19 protein-coding genes are annotated in these 17503 nt (G+C 70.0%); 15 read left to right on the top strand and 4 right to left on the bottom strand.

All coding sequences use genetic code 11. The features are described from left to right. The first annotated feature begins 36 nt into the window (after positions 1–36). The 6 genes from AC1RGU_RS23730 to pyrF are packed head-to-tail and all read left to right on the top strand — an operon-like array spanning position 37 to position 4801. Entirely contained in the window at positions 37–804 is a 768-nt protein-coding gene (locus AC1RGU_RS23730; RefSeq protein ID WP_492698347.1) for a DeoR/GlpR family DNA-binding transcription regulator, read from the top strand. A 47-nt stretch (positions 805–851) separates the two neighbouring features. Beyond that, entirely contained in the window at positions 852–1871 is a 1020-nt protein-coding gene (locus tag AC1RGU_RS23725) for a DMT family transporter (RefSeq protein ID WP_492698345.1), read from the top strand. Beyond that, on the top strand, positions 1864–2574 hold the full coding sequence (gene tsaB / locus AC1RGU_RS23720; RefSeq protein WP_492698343.1) for a tRNA (adenosine(37)-N6)-threonylcarbamoyltransferase complex dimerization subunit type 1 TsaB: 711 nt from the start codon (positions 1864–1866) through the stop codon (positions 2572–2574). The genes AC1RGU_RS23725 and tsaB overlap by 8 nt, the downstream gene beginning before the upstream one ends. After that, positions 2571–3113, top strand: a complete 543-nt coding sequence (gene rimI, locus AC1RGU_RS23715; RefSeq protein WP_062483095.1) for a ribosomal protein S18-alanine N-acetyltransferase — start codon at positions 2571–2573, stop codon at positions 3111–3113. Before tsaB ends, rimI begins: the two co-directional genes overlap by 4 nt. Next, on the top strand, positions 3110–3943 hold the full coding sequence (locus AC1RGU_RS23710; protein ID WP_492698341.1) for a uracil-DNA glycosylase family protein: 834 nt from the start codon (positions 3110–3112) through the stop codon (positions 3941–3943). The genes rimI and AC1RGU_RS23710 overlap by 4 nt, the downstream gene beginning before the upstream one ends. Before the next feature lie 33 nt (positions 3944–3976). Then, a complete protein-coding gene (gene pyrF, locus AC1RGU_RS23705) occupies positions 3977–4801 on the top strand; it encodes an orotidine-5'-phosphate decarboxylase (RefSeq protein WP_062477481.1) in 825 nt (274 codons plus the stop codon). A gap of 7 nt (positions 4802–4808) precedes the next feature. Here the strand turns inward: pyrF and AC1RGU_RS23700 are convergent, their stop codons facing one another. Further along, a complete protein-coding gene (locus AC1RGU_RS23700) occupies positions 4809–5543 on the bottom strand; it encodes a helix-turn-helix domain-containing protein (RefSeq protein ID WP_062477478.1) in 735 nt (244 codons plus the stop codon). A 138-nt stretch (positions 5544–5681) separates the two neighbouring features. Here AC1RGU_RS23700 and AC1RGU_RS23695 point away from each other — a divergent pair, with 138 nt between their 5' ends. The 6 genes from AC1RGU_RS23695 (at position 5682) to AC1RGU_RS23670 (ending at position 11611) form a co-directional block, all read left to right on the top strand. Beyond that, a complete protein-coding gene (locus tag AC1RGU_RS23695) occupies positions 5682–6539 on the top strand; it encodes a hypothetical protein (protein ID WP_159274093.1) in 858 nt (285 codons plus the stop codon). Positions 6540–6601: 62 nt separating this feature from the next. Next, a complete protein-coding gene (locus tag AC1RGU_RS23690) occupies positions 6602–8557 on the top strand; it encodes an MFS transporter (RefSeq protein ID WP_492698339.1) in 1956 nt (651 codons plus the stop codon). A 210-nt stretch (positions 8558–8767) separates the two neighbouring features. After that, positions 8768–9214: a hypothetical protein gene (locus tag AC1RGU_RS23685; RefSeq protein ID WP_492698618.1), complete on the top strand. Its 447-nt coding sequence runs from the start codon at positions 8768–8770 to the stop codon at positions 9212–9214. Further along, on the top strand, positions 9211–10011 hold the full coding sequence (locus tag AC1RGU_RS23680; protein WP_070063204.1) for a DUF2145 domain-containing protein: 801 nt from the start codon (positions 9211–9213) through the stop codon (positions 10009–10011). The genes AC1RGU_RS23685 and AC1RGU_RS23680 overlap by 4 nt, the downstream gene beginning before the upstream one ends. A 30-nt stretch (positions 10012–10041) precedes the next feature. Next, positions 10042–11142, top strand: coding sequence for a serine endopeptidase (locus tag AC1RGU_RS23675; RefSeq protein WP_492698337.1), 1101 nt, complete (start codon positions 10042–10044; stop codon positions 11140–11142). A 91-nt stretch (positions 11143–11233) separates the two neighbouring features. Next, a complete protein-coding gene (locus AC1RGU_RS23670) occupies positions 11234–11611 on the top strand; it encodes a DUF3597 domain-containing protein (RefSeq protein ID WP_492698335.1) in 378 nt (125 codons plus the stop codon). A gap of 71 nt (positions 11612–11682) precedes the next feature. On the opposite strand, the gene AC1RGU_RS23665 is transcribed toward AC1RGU_RS23670, so the two are convergent. Continuing rightward, positions 11683–12465, bottom strand: a complete 783-nt coding sequence (locus AC1RGU_RS23665; RefSeq protein ID WP_492698333.1) for an SDR family NAD(P)-dependent oxidoreductase — start codon at positions 12463–12465, stop codon at positions 11683–11685. 135 nt (positions 12466–12600) lie between these two features. Here AC1RGU_RS23665 and AC1RGU_RS23660 point away from each other — a divergent pair, with 135 nt between their 5' ends. Next, on the top strand, positions 12601–12981 hold the full coding sequence (locus tag AC1RGU_RS23660) for a hypothetical protein (protein ID WP_492698331.1): 381 nt from the start codon (positions 12601–12603) through the stop codon (positions 12979–12981). Here the strand turns inward: AC1RGU_RS23660 and tgt are convergent. Both tgt and queA read right to left on the bottom strand, forming a co-directional pair. Beyond that, positions 12978–14150 carry a tRNA guanosine(34) transglycosylase Tgt gene (tgt, locus tag AC1RGU_RS23655; RefSeq protein ID WP_159274089.1) on the bottom strand — a complete coding sequence of 391 codons (1173 nt, stop codon included), beginning with the start codon at positions 14148–14150 and terminating at the stop codon, positions 12978–12980. The two genes, AC1RGU_RS23660 and tgt, sit on opposite strands and share 4 nt — an antisense overlap. Positions 14151–14158: 8 nt before the next feature. Beyond that, on the bottom strand, positions 14159–15202 hold the full coding sequence (gene queA, locus AC1RGU_RS23650) for a tRNA preQ1(34) S-adenosylmethionine ribosyltransferase-isomerase QueA (protein ID WP_095747235.1): 1044 nt from the start codon (positions 15200–15202) through the stop codon (positions 14159–14161). A 136-nt stretch (positions 15203–15338) separates the two neighbouring features. On the opposite strand from queA, the gene AC1RGU_RS23645 reads away from it, so the two are divergent. Further along, positions 15339–16016: a DUF4166 domain-containing protein gene (locus AC1RGU_RS23645; RefSeq protein ID WP_492698328.1), complete on the top strand. Its 678-nt coding sequence runs from the start codon at positions 15339–15341 to the stop codon at positions 16014–16016. Next, positions 16013–17503 carry a TIGR01777 family oxidoreductase gene (locus tag AC1RGU_RS23640; RefSeq protein WP_492698326.1) on the top strand — a complete coding sequence of 497 codons (1491 nt, stop codon included), beginning with the start codon at positions 16013–16015 and terminating at the stop codon, positions 17501–17503. The genes AC1RGU_RS23645 and AC1RGU_RS23640 overlap by 4 nt, the downstream gene beginning before the upstream one ends.

Here is a 17503-nt window from a genome sequence, read left to right as displayed (position 1 = left end):
TCGTGCAATAGCGTGCAAACCAGTTACCATCGGCCCATGCTCACCCGACCGCGCAAGCAACACATCCTCTCGGTCCTGCGGCGCGACGGCCAGGTCGTCGCCAAGGCGCTCAGCGAGGAACTGGCCCTGTCCGAGGACACCATCCGCCGCGACCTGCGCGAGCTCGCGGCCGAAGGGCTGCTGCAGCGCGTGCACGGCGGCGCGCTGCCGGTCGCGGCGGCCGAGGCCGATTTCAGCGGGCGCCAGCAGCTCGCGCCGGACGAAAAAGTGGCCATCGGCCGCGCCGCCGCGCGCCTCGTGAAGCCGGGGCAGGTGGTGTTCATCGACGGCGGCACCACGGCCGTGCAGCTGGCGCGCCACCTGCCGCTCGCGCTGCAGGCCACGGTGGTCACGCACAGCCCGTCGGTGGCGGTCGAGCTGGCGGCGCACGCCGGCATCGAGGTCGTGCTGATCGGCGGGCGCCTCTTCAGGCATTCGATGGTGGCGGTCGGCGCGGCGGCCATGGCGGCCATTTCGCGCATCCATGCCGACACCTACTTCATGGGCGCCACCGGCGTGCACGCCGAGGCGGGCCTGACCACGGGCGATGCGGAAGAGGCCGAGATCAAGCGCGCGCTGATGGCCGCCGCGGCCGAGACCGTCGTGCTGGCCTCGTCCGAAAAGCTCGGGGCCGCCTCGGCCTGGGTGATCAATCCGTTGGCGGACGCGACGCAACTGCTGGTGGCGCCGCAGGCCCCCGAGCAGGCGCTGGCGCCGCTGCGCGCGGCCGGCCTGGCGATCCTGCGCGCCGACGAGGCCGGCTGATTCGCCCCGCCCCTGCGTGGCCGGGGCCTGCCCTCGATAATGGCGGGATGCCCGCCGCGCCCCCGCAGACCTCCCCGCCCCTCCTGTCTCCCCGCATGCTCGGCATCGGCGCGGCCGTGGTCACCGTCGTGGTCTGGACCGCCTTCATCCTCATCGCGCGCGCCTCGGCCGCGCGCTCGCTCACGCCCTTCGACCTGGCCTTTGCGCGCGTCTGCGGCGCCAGCCTGGTGCTGGTGCCCTGGGGCGCGTGGCTGGCGACGAAGCATCGCGGCGCGGTGTCCTCGTTCTTCGGGTTGTCGCCGCTGTCGCTGCGCATCACCGCCACCGCCGGCATCTTCGGCGGCGTGGCCTACGCGCTCATCGCCTACAGCGGCTTCTTCTTCGCGCCGGCCGGCCATGCCGCCGTGCTGATGCCCGGCAGCCTGCCGCTGTGGACCACGCTGCTGGCCGCGCTGGTGCTGCGCGACCGCATCACGCCCACGCGCGCCATCGGGCTGGCGATGATCGTCGCGGGCGACCTCGTGGTCGGCGGGCGCAGCCTGCTGCACGCCTTCGAGGGCGGCGAGGTCTGGAAGGGCGACCTGATGTTCATGGGCGCCGCCTTCTGCTGGGCCTGCTACAGCGTGGTGGCGCGCCGCCATGGGCTGGACGCCGTGCGCGCGACCATCGCCATCACCGTGTTTGCTTTGATGACCTATGTGCCGGTCTACACGCTGCTGGTGGCTTCGGGCGCGGTCGTGAGCCACATTGGCAGCGCGCCGTGGGGCGAGGTCGCATTCCAGATGGCCTTCCAGGGCGTCGGCTCGGTGGTGATCTCCGGCATCACCTTCACGAAGATGATCCAGCACTTCGGCCCCGTGCGCACCACCATGATCACGGCGCTGGTGCCGGGCCTGTCGGCCTTCGGCGCGGTGCTGTGGCTGGGCGAACCGATGCACTGGAGCCTGGTTGCCGGCCTCGCGCTGGTGACGGCCGGCATCCTGTTCGGCGTGCGCGCGGCGGTCGTGCGCGTGGCGCCGGTCTGCCCGACGCCGTGCCCGGCGGGAATGGGGCGTCCGAATGTCTGACAAGCTGCTGGCCTTCGACACGAGCACCGAGCACCTGTCGGTCGCGGTGCGCCACGGCGACCGCGTGCTGGCGCACAGCGGCGTGGGCGGCGCGCAGGCGTCGAGCACGCTGCTGCCATTGATCCGCGAGCTGCTCGCCGACGCGGGGCTCGCGCTGGCCGAGCTCGACGCCATCGTCTTCGGGCGCGGCCCGGGCTCCTTCACCGGCCTGCGCACCGCCTGCTCGGTGGCGCAGGGCCTGGCTTTCGGCGCCAAGGTGCCGCTGTTGCCGGTCGACACCCTGCTGGCCGTGGCCGACGAGGCGCGCCATGCCTTCGGCGCGCAGCGCGTGGTGGCCGTGCTCGACGCGCGCATGGACCAGCTCTACGCCGCGCACTACGACTTCGCCACCGCCGGCCCGTTCGGCGGCGACCCCGAGCCGCTGCTGCTGGCCCCCGAGGCGCTCGAGGTGCCGGCCGGCTGGGCGCTCGCCGGCAACGCCTTCACCGCCTACGGCCCGCGCCTGGCGGGCGCCACGGCCCGCCACGAGGTGCTGCCCACGGCAGCCGCCATGCTGCGGCTGGCGCCCGCGCTGCTCGCGGCCGGCCGCACCGTGCCCGCCGCGCAGGCCTGGCCGCTGTATGTTCGCGATAAAGTGGCGCAAACCACCGAGGAACGCGCCGCCATCAAGGCGGCGGCCGCCGTTCCGCCGAACCCCGCATGAGCGCCGTCCTCCAGTCCGTCGAAGCCCGTCTTGAACCGCTCACCGTCGAGCGGATCGATGCCGTGTGCGCGGTCGAGCAGACGGCCTACACGCACCCCTGGACGCGCGCCAACTTCACCGATTCGATGGCCGTGGGCTACCACTGCCAGTGCCTGCTGGCGCCCGGCGTGGCGCCGGGTGTCGAGTCGCCCTGTACGAGCCTGGGCGAAACGCTGATCGGCTACTTCGTTGCCATGAAGGGCGTGGACGAGGTGCACCTGCTCAACATCACCGTGGCGCCGGCCTTCCAGCGCCAGGGCTGGGCGCCGCTCATGCTCGAGGCGCTGGCCGGCTGGTCGCGCGGCGAGGGCGCGCTGTGGCTGTGGCTCGAGGTGCGCGAAAGCAACCGGCGCGCGCTCGACATCTACCTGCGGCAAGGCTTTCGCAGCGTCGGCGTGCGCAAGGGCTACTACCCGGCGTTCGACGGCAAGCGTGAAGACGCGGTCGTCATGAGCATGCGCCTCAACGAAACAGGCTCCGCCTGGGGAGCTTTGCGATGACGGACACCGCGGTCCACACCCTGCGCCTGGACGCGCGACAGCGCGCCATGCTCGACGAGATGGGCGTGAAGGTCTGGTGGCCCGTGCCACCGGAACCCGAGATCGAAGTCGACGCCGAGCCAGAGGTCCCCGTGGCCGCAGATTCCGGCATGCCCGACATGCCCGAAGGCCCGCCGCTGGAGCTCGACGATCGCGACCAGTCCTACGACGCGCCGCCCCCGCCGCGCCCGGCACCCGCACCCGTCGCCCGCCCCGTGGCCGCCCCGGCGCCGCGTCCTGTCGCGCCGGCGCCCGTGGCGCAAGGCGCCGCCGTGCTGGTCGAAGCGCCCTGCCGCCTGTACGCCGACAAGGCCGATGCCGCGGCGCCGGTGCAGGGCGGCTGGCTGGTCGTGGCCGACATGCCCCCCGAGGCCGACGGCCGCCACGGCGAGCCCTTCGCGGGCGACGCCGGCCGCCTGCTCGACAACATGCTGCGCGCGCTGAAGCTGCACGACGGCCGCACGCCCGTGCACCTGATGCGCACGCACCGCGGCGTGGCGGCCGGCCAGCCCGGCAGTCCGCAACCGATCGATGCCGCCTTCGACGCCCACGCGGCGGCGCTGGCGCCGTGCGTCGTGCTGGCGATGGGCCCGCTGGCCGCGCAGAGCCTGATGCAAAGCCGCGATCCGCTGGGCAAGCTGCGCGGTCGTGCCGTGCCGCTGGCGTCGGCAAACGGCGTGCCGGTGGTCGCCACCTACCACCCCGCCTACCTGCTGCGCAACCCGGCCGACAAGGCCCGCGCCTGGGCCGACCTGTGCCTGGCCGCAGAGCAGGCCACCCCCACGGCCTGAGGGCGGCGGGCGGGGTCCGTAAAATCGGGCCCCATGACTTTCCTCGACAAGCTGGCCGCTGCACAGCAAACCAACGGTTCGTTGCTCTGCGTGGGCCTCGACCCGGAGCCAGCCAAATTCCCGGGGGCGTACAAGGGCGACGCCAGCCGCATCTATGACTTCTGCGCGCGCATCGTCGACGCGACGGCCGACCTGGTCATCGCCTTCAAGCCCCAGATCGCCTACTTCGCGGCCCACCGCGCCGAAGACCAGCTCGAACGCCTGATGGAGCACATGCGCCGCAACGCGCCTCACGTGCCCACCATCCTGGACGCCAAGCGCGGCGACATCGGCTCCACCGCCGAGCAGTACGCGCTCGAGGCCTTCGAGCGCTACGGCGCCGACGCCGTGACCCTGTCGCCCTTCATGGGCTTCGACTCGGTCGCGCCGTATCTCCAGTACGAAGGCAAGGGCGCCTTCCTGCTGTGCCGCACCAGCAACCCCGGCGGTTCCGACCTGCAGGGCCAGCGGCTGGCCAGCGTCGAGGGCCAGCCCTTCCTGTACGAGCACGTCGCCCGCCTGGCGCAGGGCCCGTGGAACCTCAACGGCCAGCTCGGCCTCGTGGTGGGCGCGACCTACCCGGCCGAGATCGAGCGCGTGCGCGAACTCGCGCCGACGGTGCCGCTGCTGATCCCGGGCGTCGGTGCCCAGGGCGGCGACGCGGTCGCCACCGTGCGCGCCGGCTGGCGCGCCGACGCGCCGATCATCGTGAACTCGTCGCGGGCGATCATCTACGCCTCGTCGGGCGAAGACTTCGCCGACGCGGCGAAGAACGCGGCGCGCACCACGCGCGACGCGTTGGAAGCTGCGAAGCCCTGACGGGCCTTCAGTTTCTGCGCAGGCGGGTGAAGAGCTCGAATTCCCAGTTGCGCATGCCCAGCAGCAGGGTGTAGCCCTCGCGGTCCTTGGCCGACAGCTTCTGGTCGGTCTGGTGCTGCTGCGCGAAGTCTTGCGCCACGCGCTGCAGCCGCTCCATGAAGGCGGGCGCCAGCGACCGGCTGATCGAGCCGTGCACCAGCAGCAGCCCCTCGGCCGGGCCGTCGAAGCCGCCCTTGTAGTAGTCGAGCACCACGTTCTCGCGGAAGAACTCCATCACCGGGCCGTGCGGGCGCCAGCGGAAGGTCTTGGCGAGCTTCAGGCGGTACCGGTTAAGCGGGCGCAGCTCGATGATGCCGATGCGGTCCAGCTGCGCCAGGCAGCCGATGCACTCGGCCTCGGTGATCCGGTACGACGACACGATCTGCTCCAGCGTCCACTGGCTCAGCACGCTGATCGCCACCAGCAGCAGCTTCTTGTCCTTGACCACGGCCTTTTCCTGCTCGTGCGTCAGCTCCTTCAGCAGCGGCTGGGCGTCGGCCACGCGCCGCGCCAGCTCGGCGAAATCGATCTTCAGGGCGCGGCAGATCGCATCGACGCGCGACAGCGGCATGTCGCTCTTGGCCAGCATGCGCTTGACGCTGGACTCCGCCATGTCCAGCGACCGGGCCAGGTCGGCATACGTCATGCGGGCGCTTTTGAGTTCGTTCTTGAGGGCCTGGACCAGATCGACGGTGGTGCTCATGAAGGGAGGGTACGGGTTGAAGGTATAGAAAAAGGATACCGAAGGGAGTGAAATAGTGCCTCGTATCGATTCTCGATGCCTGGGGAAGGGCTGGCAACTAGATTCCACCCGCCAGCCACCACCCCACCGAGGAACGCCATGCTTCTGCCGACCCTGACACGCCGCGAACGCGGACTGTTGTTCACCTTCGCGCTGCTCCTGCTCGTCGCCTTCTTCGGCCCGGCGCTGCCGGCCGCCGACGTGGCGATCGCCTCCGTGTTCGCCGACAACCGGCCGCTGTTTCATCTGCCCAACGCGATGGACGTGTTGAGCAACCTGCCGTTCCTGGCCATCGGCTGCCTGGGGCTGTACCGGCTCAACCGCATCGACCGCTCGCACCAGGAGGCACTGGCCGGGTTCCCGCTGGCGCCGCCCGCCAACGACCCGCCCGACAACACGCTGGACTGCGCCTGGCTGTTCTTCGCCGGACTGATCGCCACCGCCGCCGGTTCGGCCTTCTATCACCTGATGCCCGACGCGCCCCGCCTCGCGGCCGACCGCGCCGGCATGGCCGTGGCCTTCGCGGGCCTGATCGGCATTGCCGTCTGCGAGCGCGTCAGCCAGCGCGCCGGCTGGCCGGCCGCCTGGTTCGTGCTCACGGCCGGCCTGCTGGCCGCCGAGGTCTGCCAGGAAACCGGCAACGTGCTGCCCTGGGCGCTGGTGCAGTTCGGCGGCATGGCGGTGGTGCTCACGCTGGCGCTGGCCACGCCGATGCGCGGCGCTGTCGGGCTCAAGCTGGGCTGGGTGATCGCGTTCTATGTGGTGGCCAAGGCCTTCGAACTGGGCGACCACGCCATCTACGAAGCCACCGGCCACCTCGTGTCGGGTCACACGCTCAAGCACCTGGTGGCGTCGCTGGCCGGCCTGCCCGTGCTGATGGCGCTGTACCGCCTTGAAAAGGGCTGGCGCGCGACGCTGCTGCGGCACAATCCCGACCCTGCCGCGATCGCGGCATGACGCGGCCTGACCACGGAACGCCCGTGGCGCAGCGGTAGAAGACAAAGAGGAGATTGCATCGCATGACAACCCCCGCCGCCGCCGCGCCCGCGCCCGTGGTGCATGAGCCCAACGCCCACGCGAACCAGTTCGCCCTGCTCGGCCAGCGGCGCTTCGCGCCCTTCTTCTGGACCCAGTTCGCGGGGGCCGCGAACGACAACCTCTTCAAGTTCGCCTTCACCGTCATGGTGACCTACCAGCTGCAACTGAGCTGGATGCCGCCGGCCATGGCGGGGCTGGTGATCGGTGCGCTGTTCATCCTGCCCTTCCTGCTGTTCTCGGCCACGGCCGGGCAGCTGACCGACAAGTTCGACAAGACGAAGATGATCCGCTTCGTCAAGAACCTCGAGATCGCGATCATGGTGATCGCCGCCTGGGGTTTCGTGCGCGCCGACGCGGTGGTGCTGCTGGGCTGCGTGTTCCTCATGGGGCTGCACTCCACGCTGTTCGGGCCGGTCAAGTTCGCCTACCTGCCGCAGGTGCTCGATTCGCGTGAGCTCACGGGCGGCAACGGCATGGTCGAGATGGGCACCTTCGTCGCCATCCTGCTGGGCCAGGTGGCGGGCGGGCTGCTGGTGGCGATGCCGCAGATCGGCCACACCACGGTGGCCGTGGCCTGCCTGCTGCTGGCGCTGGTGGGGCGCGGCGTGGCGCAGGCCATTCCGCCCGCGCCGGCCACCGACCCGAGTCTGGTCATCAACTGGAACCCCTTCAGCGAAACCTGGCGCAACCTGATGCTGGCGCGCGAGAACATCGTGGTGTTCCGCTCGCTGCTGGGCATCTCCTGGATGTGGTTCTTCGGCGCGGTGTTCCTGAGCCAGTTCCCGAGCTTCGCGAAGGAAGTGCTGCACGGCGACGAGCAGGTGGCCTCGCTGCTGCTGGTGGTGTTCTCGGTGGGCATCGGCGTGGGCTCGCTGCTGTGCGAGACGCTGAGTCGTCGTCAGGTGGAAATCGGCTTGGTGCCGCTGGGCGCCATCGGCATGAGCGTGTTCGCCATCGACCTGTACTTTGCCTCGTGCGCCTTGCCGCCTTCGGCCGGCATGGGCCTGGGCGCTTTCGTCCACCAGGCCGCGCACTGGCGCGTGATGGCCGACCTCGCGCTGCTGTCGCTCTTCGCGGGCCTGTACAGCGTGCCGATGTACGCCCTGATCCAGCTGCGCAGCCAGCCCACGCACCGCGCGCGGATCATCGCGGCGAACAACATCCTCAACGCGCTCTTCATGATCGGCAGCTCGGTGCTGGCGGGCGCGCTGCTGGGCGCGGGCTTCACCATTCCGCAGATCTTCCTGTTCACCGGCATCGCCAACGCGGTGGTGGCGTTCTACATCTTCATGCTGGTGCCCGAGTACCTGCTGCGCTTCGTGGCCTGGGTGCTGTCGCGCTTCGTGTACCGCTTCGACATCAAGGACGACCAGCACATTCCCACCGAGGGCGCCGCCGTGCTGGTGTGCAACCACGTGAGTTTCATCGACGCGGTGCTGCTGATGGCGGCGAGCCCGCGCCCGATCCGTTTCATCATGGACCACCGCATCTTCAAGGTGCCGGTGCTCGGCTGGCTGTTCAAGCTGGCCAAGGCCATTCCGATCGCACCGCAGAAGGAAGACCCGGCCGCGTACGAGGCGGCCTTCGCCAAGGCCATCGGCGTGCTGCGCGAGGGCGACCTGCTGGGCATCTTCCCCGAAGGCGCGATCACGCGCGACGGCGAGCTGCAGCCCTTCAAGGGCGGCGTGATGAAGATCCTCGAAGGCGCGCGCGCCGAAGGCATCGAGCCGCCCGTGGTCCCGATGGCGCTGACCAACCTCTGGGGCTCGTACTTCAGCCGCATCGAACTGCGCGGCGGCCAGCAGGTCGCCATGGCCAAGCCCTTCCGCCGCGGCTTCTTCAGCCGCGTGGGCCTGCGCGTGGGCCACCCCGTGGCGCCGCAGGAGGTGCAGCCCGAGACGCTGCGCCAGCGCGTGGCCGGCCTGCTGGCCTCCTGAGGCGTGCGCCCCAAAGTATCTCTTCGGGATACTGCGGGACGCCAGGATCGCAACTGGTTGAAGTATTCGAGCCTCGCGGCGTGAAGGCGAACCATCATTCGCTCACCTTCACTGCGCCGCGAGGCCTTCATGCAACCCCTCTCATCCCCCACCGTTTCGATCCTCCAGCGCAGCCTGCCGGCTTACCGCAGGACCGCCCTGGCGCGGTCGATGGCCGCCCTGGCCTTCGCCGCTTGCGCCGCGTTCGCGGGTGTCGCGACGCCGCTGCCCGCACGGGCCCAGAGCGAGGCCTCGGCCGCGCTGTCGCTGCTGCCCGTGGCTTCGGTGGTCGGTGCTGCTTCGGTCGTCGGTGCCTCGGCCACGGCGGTGGTCGCCGTGCCCGCGGCGCTGTCGGTGGGCGGCTCGGTGCTCACCGTGATCGCGGTCGAGGCTTCGGTCGACGGCACCGTCTACCTGCTCGAACGCGCCTCGGACGGCGCCCGCGTCAGCGTCAAGGTGATGGGGCGTGCCACCCGTGGCGTGTCGGCGGCCGCCGGCACGGCCGTGGTCGTCAGCGTGATCGGCACGGGCGTCGTGCTCTCGGCTGCCGGCGAGGTGCTGGCCTTCGTGCCCAACGCGGTCGGCCGCGCACTGTTTCACAACGAAAGACTGTCGTGAAACCCGCCTTGCGCCCCGCGCTGCTGCTGGCGTTCGCCGTCGCTGCGGTGCTCCCGCTGCAGGCGAACGCCGGCCGCTCGTGCGAACAGGTCAGGCCGACGCCGGCGCTGATCGTCAAGGGCATGCAGCTGGCCGAGCGCACCTCGCAGCAGCTCGATGCGAGCGGCGCGCGCGTGGTCATCCTGGCGCGCGCCGGGCAGGACCTGAGCAAGTACGGCTTGCGCTACTCGCACCTGGGCATCGCCTACAAGACCGACGAAGGCCCGTGGCGCGTGGTGCACAAGCTCAACCACTGCGGCACCGCGGTGGCCGCGGTCTACCGGCAGGGGCTGGGCGAGTTCTTCCTCGACGACCTGTGGCGCTACGAGGCCGCCTGGTCCGTGCCCACGCCCGCGGTGCAGGCCCAGCTGATGGCCGCGCTGCGCGAGCCCGATGCGCGCCTCGTGCGCCTGAACGTGGCGCCCTACAGCATCGTGAGCTACGCCTGGGGCCAGAAGTACCAGCAGTCGAACCAGTGGGCTATCGAGACCCTGGCCGCCGCGATGGAGCCCGCCACCATCGGCACCCGCGCGCAGGCGCAGGCCTGGCTGCAGTTCAAGGGCTACGAGCCCACCACGCTGAACCTCGGCCCGCTGACCCGCCTGGGCGGGCGCGTGGGCTCGGCCAACATCGCTTTCGACGATCATCCGAACGAGAAGCGGTTCTCGGACCGCATCGAGACCGTGACCGTCGACTCGGTGTTCGCCTGGCTGCCGCGTGCGGGCCTGGGCGCGGCGCCGGTCACACTCAAGCTCTGAGCGAAGAAAAGAAAGAAAGAAGGTAAGACCATGAGCAAATCCCTGCGCCTGTCCGAGAAGTGGTTCCGCCGCGGCCTGTGGCTGGTGGCGTTCGTGTTCGCGAGCTTCCTGATCGGGCTGGGCAGCACGATCGTGGGCGACCTGCCGCAGGTCGAGCGCGTGCGCGTGCTCGACGACTTCATCGACAAGCCGACAGCCGAGCCGCTGCGCGCCACCATCAAGGCCTCGGAGGCCGCCGAACTGCAGGCCGCGCGCGACCTCGATCAGGCGCAGCTGCAGCTCAACACCGCCCAGCAGGCCAGCGCCAACGCGCGCGAGACCTTCGGCAACTGGATCGCCACGCGCCGCGCCACCGCGCAGCCCGACCAGGACACCGAGCTCATCGCGCGCACCAAGGCGCTCGACGCCTTCAAGCAGAAGGAAGACGCGGCGCAGCGCAAGGCCGACGCGCAGCGCCAGATCGCACTCGACGCGCGCCAGGCCGAGCAGCGTGCGCGCGCGGCATTGGGCGTGCTGGAGCACGACGCACAGCAGCGCTTGGACGCCGAGTACCGCCGCGTCGAACTGCGCGTGTTCGGCTACCGGCTCGCGCTGACCCTGCCGCTGCTGCTGGTGGCCGGCTGGCTGTTCGTGAAGAAGCGCAAGAGCACCTACTGGCCCTTCGTGTGGGGCTTCATCTTCTTCGCCCTGTTCGCCTTCTTCGTCGAGCTGGTGCCCTACCTGCCGAGCTACGGCGGCTACGTGCGCTACGTGGTGGGCATCGTGCTCACGGTGCTGGTGGGGCGCTATGCCATCGTGGCACTCAACCGCTACCTGGCGCGCCAGAAGCTCGCCGAGCAGCAGCCCGACCAGGTGCGCCGCGAAGAGCTGAGCTATGACACCGCGCTGGCCCGCCTGGCCAAGAGCGTGTGCCCCGGCTGCGAGCGGCCGGTCGACCTGAAGAACAACGAGATCGACTTCTGCCCGCACTGCGGCATCGGCCTGTTCGACCACTGCGGCCACTGCAGCACGCGCAAGAGCGCGTTCTCCAAGTTCTGCCATGCCTGCGGAACCTCGGCCGCTGCGCATACACCTGTGACCGGCACTGCGCAATCGGTCACGCCGGGCGCGCCGGTTCAGCCGGCCACGTAGCGAAAGCGCCGCACGGTCGTGCTACAACCCCGGGCTGCGTCACGCAACGCCGTGCCGCGGGTTTTCCCATTCACATTGACGGAGCACACCCATGAGCATTTTCGGCAAGATTTTTTCCAAGATTTTCCCGTCGGCCAACGCCGCTGAAGTCGTCGCCGCACCGCCGGCGGCTGCACCCGGCGCACTGGCCGTTGCCGCACCGCCGCCCGCGATCCCGCTGGGCGACGTGCCCGCCGTCCTGGACGCGATGCCGGGTGCCGCCGGCCTGAACTGGCGCACCTCGATCGTCGACCTGCTCAAGTTGCTGGGCCTGGACAGCAGCCTCGCCGCGCGCAAGGAACTGGCCAGCGAAATCCTCTACAGCAACGGCGAACCGGGTTCGGCCGAATGGAACATCGGCCTGCACAAGCAGGTGATGACCCGCATCGCCGCCAACGGCGGCACGCTGCCGGCCGAACTGCGCGACTGATCGTCCCGCCACCCACGCAGCAAAAAGCCCGGCATGCCGGGCTTTTTCCTTGGGGCGACCGTTGAAGCGCTTCAGGTCCAGCCTGCGTCCACCACGTAGTCCTGCGCGGTGCACATGCGCGAATCGTCGGCCGCGAGGAACAGCGCCATCGCGGCGATGTCTTCCGCCATCACCCGCCCCGGCAGGCACTGGGCCGCATCGATCTCCGCGGCGGATTCGGGCTTCACCCAGAGCTTGATCTGCCGCTCGGTCATCACCCAACCCGGCATGATCGTGTTGACCCGGATGTTCTGCTTGCCCAGGTCGCGCGCCAGCGAGCGCGTGAGACCCATCACGCCCGCCTTGCAGGCCTGGTAGACCGGGTAGCCGCGGCCCTTCATGAGCCAGCTGATCGAGCCGAAGTTGACGATCGAGCCGCCGCCCAGCGCGCGCATGTCGTCGGCCACGGCCTGCGCGGCGAAGAACTGGTGCTTGATGTTGACGGCCACGAGGCGGTCGAAGTCGTCGCTGGTCACGTCGGCCATCTCGTGGCGCCGGTCGTTGGCGGCGTTGTTCAGCAGCACCGACACCGGCCCGAAGCGCTGGCGCACCGCATCGATGGCGGCGGCGAGGGCGGCCGTGTCGGTCACGTCGCAGGGCACGAACAGCGCGGGGTGCGCGCCCTGCAGCTGCGCGGCGAGCGCATCGCCGGCGGCGGTGTCGAGGTCGCAGAAGCCGACCTTCGCGCCTTGGGCATGAAAGGCCCGCACCAGCGATTCGCCGATGCCGCTGGCGCCGCCCGAGATGAACACGGTGCGGCCGGCCAGCGAGGGGTAGCGGGCGGTATAGGCCGTGGGTGGGGAGGCGTTGGTCATGAGGGGGAGGACAACCGCAGTGAAGACAGGGCAAGCGTACCGGATGACGGCGTCCCTGGTGCCGGCCGGGCCTCCACCCGGCGTATGGCTTCCGGCCTGTGGGCAGGTCGCCGTGGCAGGCATACGCTTCGGCCCATGAGCTCCTTCAACCGCCGTTTCGTCTTCTGCCTCGCGCTGCTTCCGGCCGCCTTCGCGGCGCGGCACGTCCGCGCGCAGGCGCAGGCACCGGCGCCCGTGCTGCTCTTCAAAGTGGTCTCGCCGCGAGACGACATCGTGGTGGGCATCGAGGCGGCCCAGCTGGGCGCCGGCGCGGCGCCGCCCGTGCAGCGGCTTGCCGCCATGCTGGCCGAGAAGGGTCAGCTCACGCTCTGGCAGTACGCCTCGCACAAGGACGCGAGCGGAGCCCTGGTGCAGGCGCCGCTCAGGCAGATCGTGGTCTTCAGGAACGAGCTGCTGCGCATCGAACCCTACGCGACGCCGCTGGCCATCCAGCCGCCGGGCGCCGCAAAGTCCTAGACGCCGCGTGCGCGGTCGGCCTTGAACTGCGCGCGGAACGCCGTGAAGGTGCCCGCGTCGAGCGCCGCGCGGATCTCGGTCATCAGGTTCAGGTAGTAGTGCAGGTTGTGGATCGTGCACAGCATCGGGCCGAGCATTTCGCCGCAGCGGTCCAGGTGGTGCAGGTAGGCGCGGCTGAAGCCTTCGCGCCCGCCGTCGTTCCACGACACGCCCGAGGTGCCGGCGCAGGCGTGGCAGGTGCAGCTCGGGTCGACTGGCTGCGGGTCGCTCTTGTGGCGCGCGTTGCGCATCTTCAGGTCGCCGAAGCGCGTGAACATCGTGCCGTTGCGCGCATTGCGCGTGGGCATCACGCAGTCGAACATGTCGACGCCGTCGGCCACGCCCTGCACCAGGTCCTCGGGCGTGCCCACGCCCATCAGGTAGCGCGGCTTGTTCGCGGGCAGCCGGTGCGGCGTGTGGCCCATGATGTGCAGCATCTCTTCCTTGGGCTCGCCCACGCTCACGCCGCCGATGGCGTAGCCGGGGAAGTCCATGTCGACCAGCGCCGCCAGCGACTCTTCGCGCAGGTTCTCGAACATGCCGCCCTGCACGATGCCGAACAGCGCGTTCGGGTTCTGCAGGCGCGTGAACTCGGCCTGGCAGCGCTTGGCCCAGCGCAGGCTCAGTTCCATCGAGACGCGCGCCTCGGCTTCGGTCGTGATGTGGCCCTTGGTGTCGTAGGGCGTGCACTCGTCGAACTGCATCACGATGTCGCTGTTCAGGATGGTCTGGATCTGCATCGAGACCTCGGGCGTGAGGAAGAGCTTGTCGCCGTTGACGGGCGACGCGAACTTCACGCCCTCTTCGCTGATCTTGCGCATCGCACCCAGCGACCACACCTGGAAGCCGCCCGAGTCGGTGAGGATGGGCTTGTCCCATTTCTCGAACTGGTGCAGCCCGCCGAAGCTCGCCATGACGTCCAGGCCCGGACGCATCCACAGGTGGAAGGTGTTGCCCAGGATGATCTGCGCGCCCATTTCTTCGAGGCTGCGCGGCATCACGCCCTTGACGGTGCCGTAGGTGCCCACGGGCATGAAGATCGGCGTCTGGACCTTGCCGTGGTTGAGCGTGAGCGTGGCACGGCGCGCGTGGCTGTCGGGGTCGGTCTTGAGGAGTTCGAAGTTCAGCATGATGTCGTTCAGTCCTGGGTGCGTGCGAGCAGCATGGCATCGCCGTAGCTGAAGAAGCGGTAGCCGTTGGCAATGGCGTGGGCGTACAGCGCCATCACGCGCTCGTAGCCCGCGAAGGCCGAGACCAGCATCATCAGCGTGCTCTTGGGCAAATGGAAGTTGGTCACCAGCACGTCGACGTGCGCGAAGGCGAAGCCCGGCGTGATGAAGATGCGCGTGTCGCCCGTGGCCTCGCCGCTTTTTGCCCAGGACTCGAGCGTGCGCACCGTGGTCGTGCCCACCGCGACCACGCGCCCGCCGCGTGCCTTGCATTCGGCAATGGCGCGCTGCGTGGCCTCGGGCACTTCGTAGCGTTCGGCGTGCATCGTGTGTTCGGCGATGTTCTCGGTCTTCACCGGCTGGAAGGTGCCGGCGCCCACGTGCAGCGTGACGTTGGCGCGCTGCACGCCGCGCGCTTCGAGTTCGGCCAGCAGGCCTTCGTCGAAATGCAATGCGGCCGTGGGCGCGGCCACGGCGCCGGGCACACGCGCGAACACGGTCTGGTAGCGGCTCTCGTCGTCGGCCGAGTCGGTGTGCGTGATGTAGGGCGGCAGCGGCACGTGGCCGCAGCGCTGCATCAGCGCATACGGGTCTTCGCCGGCGTCGCTCTCGAAGCCGAAGCGGAACAGCGCGCCGTCTTCCTCGGGCCAGCGGCCCAGCAGCGTGGCGCGAAAGCCGCCCACCATCTCGAGCGTGGTGCCCACGGGCGGCTTCTTGCTGACCTTCATGTGCGCGACCACTTCGTGGCCCTGCAGCACGCGCTCGACCAGCAGCTCGAGCTTGCCGCCGGTCGGCTTCTCGCCGAACAGGCGCGCCTTGACCACGCGCGTGTCGTTGAAGACCAGCAGGTCGCCCGCGCGCAGCAGCGAGGGCAGTTCCTTGAAGATGCGGTCGGCCGGGGCGGGGCCTGTGCCGTCGAGCAGACGGGAGGCGGTGCGTTCGGTGGCCGGGTGTTGTGCCACCAGCTCGGGCGGCAGATGGAAATCGAAATCGGAAAGCGTGAAGGCGCGCATGGTGCTTGAGGGCCGGACGGGCCCGTGCCAAGGAGGCATGGGAAGGGAAAAAGGCGGAGAGCGGCGATTGTCCCATGGCCCGGAATCACGGGCGTCACCTGGGGTTGGCTCGGGGTTGCCGAGGCAGAATCGACGCATGGTCGATTCTTCCGTCGCGCGTGTCACGCCGTCCCCCGCCCCTCCTTCCGAAGGCGAGCTCTTCAAGAAGATCCTGGGCGGCGCCTGGATGGGCCTGCACCCCGACATCCGCCGACGCTTCGACAAGAACCCCCTGCCGGGCAAGGCGCTGCATTACCTGGGCGCGCTCAGCGAGCTGCGCTGCTCGCGCTTCGGCAAGCTCTTGGGGCACCTCACGCAGCCGATGATCCAGGGTGCGCTGATCCCCTACAGCGACAGCCACTTCCCGGTCGAGATCCAGGTCTACGCCCGGCCCGACGACCCGGCCATCTACAAGCAGCGCATCTACCGCCTGCACGGCCGCCCACCGATCCAGTTCACCAGCTTCATGCGCGAGAGCGAACGCGGCGAGGTGCTCGAGTACGTCGGCATGGGGCTGGGCATGAAGCTGGTGCTGAGCGTGGAGCCCAGCGGCAGCCTGCATTTCCAGAGCGACGGCTATTTCTGGGAGGTGTTCGGCTGGCGCATTCCGCTGCCGGGCCTGTTCACGCCGGGCAAGACCTTTCTCTGGCACCACAACGAGACGCCCGAGCGCTTCAACATCCGCATCGAGATCCGCCACTGCCTCATGGGCACCACCTTCACGCAGGTCGGCGTGTTCGAGGAAGTGCCGGAGCCGCAGGCGGTGTCCGCATGATCGACACGCACCTGCTGGCCCTGCAGCTCATGGCGGCGCAAGGCGCGCTGGGCGCCTTCGACACGCTCTACCACCACGAAGGCACCGAGGCGCTGCCGCGCCGCGGCACGGCGGGGCGCGAGCTGGCGATCCACGCCACGCGCTCGTCGATTTATTGCGCGCTGTTCCTCGGCCTGTCGGCATGGGCCTGGCACGGCGCGTGGGCGTGGGTGCTGCTCGTGGTGTTCGGCGTCGAGATCGTGCTCACGCTGTGGGACTTCGTGGTCGAAGACGGCAGCCGCCTGCTGCCGCCCACCGAGCGCGTGACGCACACGGTGCTGGCCATCAACGCCGGCGCGTTCATCGCGCTGCTGGCGATGAGCGCGGTCGGCTGGGCAGCGCAACCGACGGCGATGGTGTGGCAGCCGCACGGCTGGCTCAGCGCCTTCCTGGCGTTGTGCGGCGTGGGTGTCGGTATCTCGGGCCTGCGCGACGGCTTCGCGGCGCGCGCCTTGTTCAAACAGCAGAAGCAGGCGCAGGTGCGCGCCGTCGAGGCCCCGGTGCATTTCGGCACGACGCCGCAGCAGGTGCTGGTGACGGGCGGCACCGGCTTCATCGGCCAGATCCTCGTGCGCCACCTGCTGGACGACGGCCATGCGGTGACGGTGTGGACGCGCGACGCGCGCGCCGCCGCCTGGGGCTTTGGCGGCGCGGTGCGCTGCGTGCAGTCGCTCGACCAGATTCCCGCCGCCGACGCCATCGACGTGGTCGTCAATCTCGCGGGTGCACGCATCCTCGGCCAGCGCTGGAGCGCAAGGCGCCAGCAGCAGCTGCTGCAAAGCCGCGAAGGCCTGACGCAACAGCTCGTCGCGTGGATCGCCACGCGCCCGCGCAAGCCGTGGCTGCTGCTCTCGGGCTCGGCCATCGGCTACTACGGCGTGCAGCCGCAGGGCGACGCCACCGAGCTCACCGAAGACGCACCGCCGCAGAGCATCTTCATGTCGACACTGTGCCAGCGCTGGGAGCAGGCCGCGCACGCGGCCGTGGCGCACGGCGTTCGCGTGGCCTGCCTGCGCTTCGGCTTCGTGCTGGGCCACCAGGGCTCGCTGCCGCAGCTGCTGATGCCCGTGCAGCTGGGCATGGGCGGGCGCCTGGGCAGCGGGCGGCAGTGGCTCTCGTGGGTGCATGTGCACGACCTGATCCGCGCCATCGCGCATGTGTGGACGGTGACGGAGCCGGCCACAGGTCCGGCCACCGCGAAGGCCTTCAACGTCACCGCACCCGGTGCAGTGAGCCAGGAGGCCTTCACCCGCGTCGCCGCCGGCGTGCTGCACCGCCCCTGCTGGATGCCCACGCCCGCCGCGCCCGTGAAGCTGCTGCTCGGCGAGCAGGCCGACCTGCTGCTCGAAGGCCAGCGCGTGGTGCCCGCGCAGCTGCTGCGCACCGGCTTCCAGTTCATGTTCCCCGATGCCCGCAGCGCCTTGACGGACCTTTGCCGTCCACGCTAG

This window comes from Variovorax sp. GW823-FHT02B07, assembly GCF_058797695.1.
This window is presented reverse-complemented; position numbering and strand designations above follow the sequence as displayed.

Coding starts and splice junctions, on each gene's coding strand:
- AC1RGU_RS23730 (WP_492698347.1), top strand. CDS start 37: ATGCTCACCCGACCGCGCAAGCAACACATCCTCTCGGTCCTGCGGCGC.
- AC1RGU_RS23725 (WP_492698345.1), top strand. CDS start 852: ATGCCCGCCGCGCCCCCGCAGACCTCCCCGCCCCTCCTGTCTCCCCGC.
- tsaB (WP_492698343.1), top strand. CDS start 1,864: ATGTCTGACAAGCTGCTGGCCTTCGACACGAGCACCGAGCACCTGTCG.
- rimI (WP_062483095.1), top strand. CDS start 2,571: ATGAGCGCCGTCCTCCAGTCCGTCGAAGCCCGTCTTGAACCGCTCACC.
- AC1RGU_RS23710 (WP_492698341.1), top strand. CDS start 3,110: ATGACGGACACCGCGGTCCACACCCTGCGCCTGGACGCGCGACAGCGC.
- pyrF (WP_062477481.1), top strand. CDS start 3,977: ATGACTTTCCTCGACAAGCTGGCCGCTGCACAGCAAACCAACGGTTCG.
- AC1RGU_RS23700 (WP_062477478.1), bottom strand. CDS start 5,543: ATGAGCACCACCGTCGATCTGGTCCAGGCCCTCAAGAACGAACTCAAA.
- AC1RGU_RS23695 (WP_159274093.1), top strand. CDS start 5,682: ATGCTTCTGCCGACCCTGACACGCCGCGAACGCGGACTGTTGTTCACC.
- AC1RGU_RS23690 (WP_492698339.1), top strand. CDS start 6,602: ATGACAACCCCCGCCGCCGCCGCGCCCGCGCCCGTGGTGCATGAGCCC.
- AC1RGU_RS23685 (WP_492698618.1), top strand. CDS start 8,768: ATGGCCGCCCTGGCCTTCGCCGCTTGCGCCGCGTTCGCGGGTGTCGCG.
- AC1RGU_RS23675 (WP_492698337.1), top strand. CDS start 10,042: ATGAGCAAATCCCTGCGCCTGTCCGAGAAGTGGTTCCGCCGCGGCCTG.
- AC1RGU_RS23670 (WP_492698335.1), top strand. CDS start 11,234: ATGAGCATTTTCGGCAAGATTTTTTCCAAGATTTTCCCGTCGGCCAAC.
- AC1RGU_RS23665 (WP_492698333.1), bottom strand. CDS start 12,465: ATGACCAACGCCTCCCCACCCACGGCCTATACCGCCCGCTACCCCTCG.
- AC1RGU_RS23660 (WP_492698331.1), top strand. CDS start 12,601: ATGAGCTCCTTCAACCGCCGTTTCGTCTTCTGCCTCGCGCTGCTTCCG.
- tgt (WP_159274089.1), bottom strand. CDS start 14,150: ATGCTGAACTTCGAACTCCTCAAGACCGACCCCGACAGCCACGCGCGC.
- queA (WP_095747235.1), bottom strand. CDS start 15,202: ATGCGCGCCTTCACGCTTTCCGATTTCGATTTCCATCTGCCGCCCGAG.
- AC1RGU_RS23645 (WP_492698328.1), top strand. CDS start 15,339: ATGGTCGATTCTTCCGTCGCGCGTGTCACGCCGTCCCCCGCCCCTCCT.
- AC1RGU_RS23640 (WP_492698326.1), top strand. CDS start 16,013: ATGATCGACACGCACCTGCTGGCCCTGCAGCTCATGGCGGCGCAAGGC.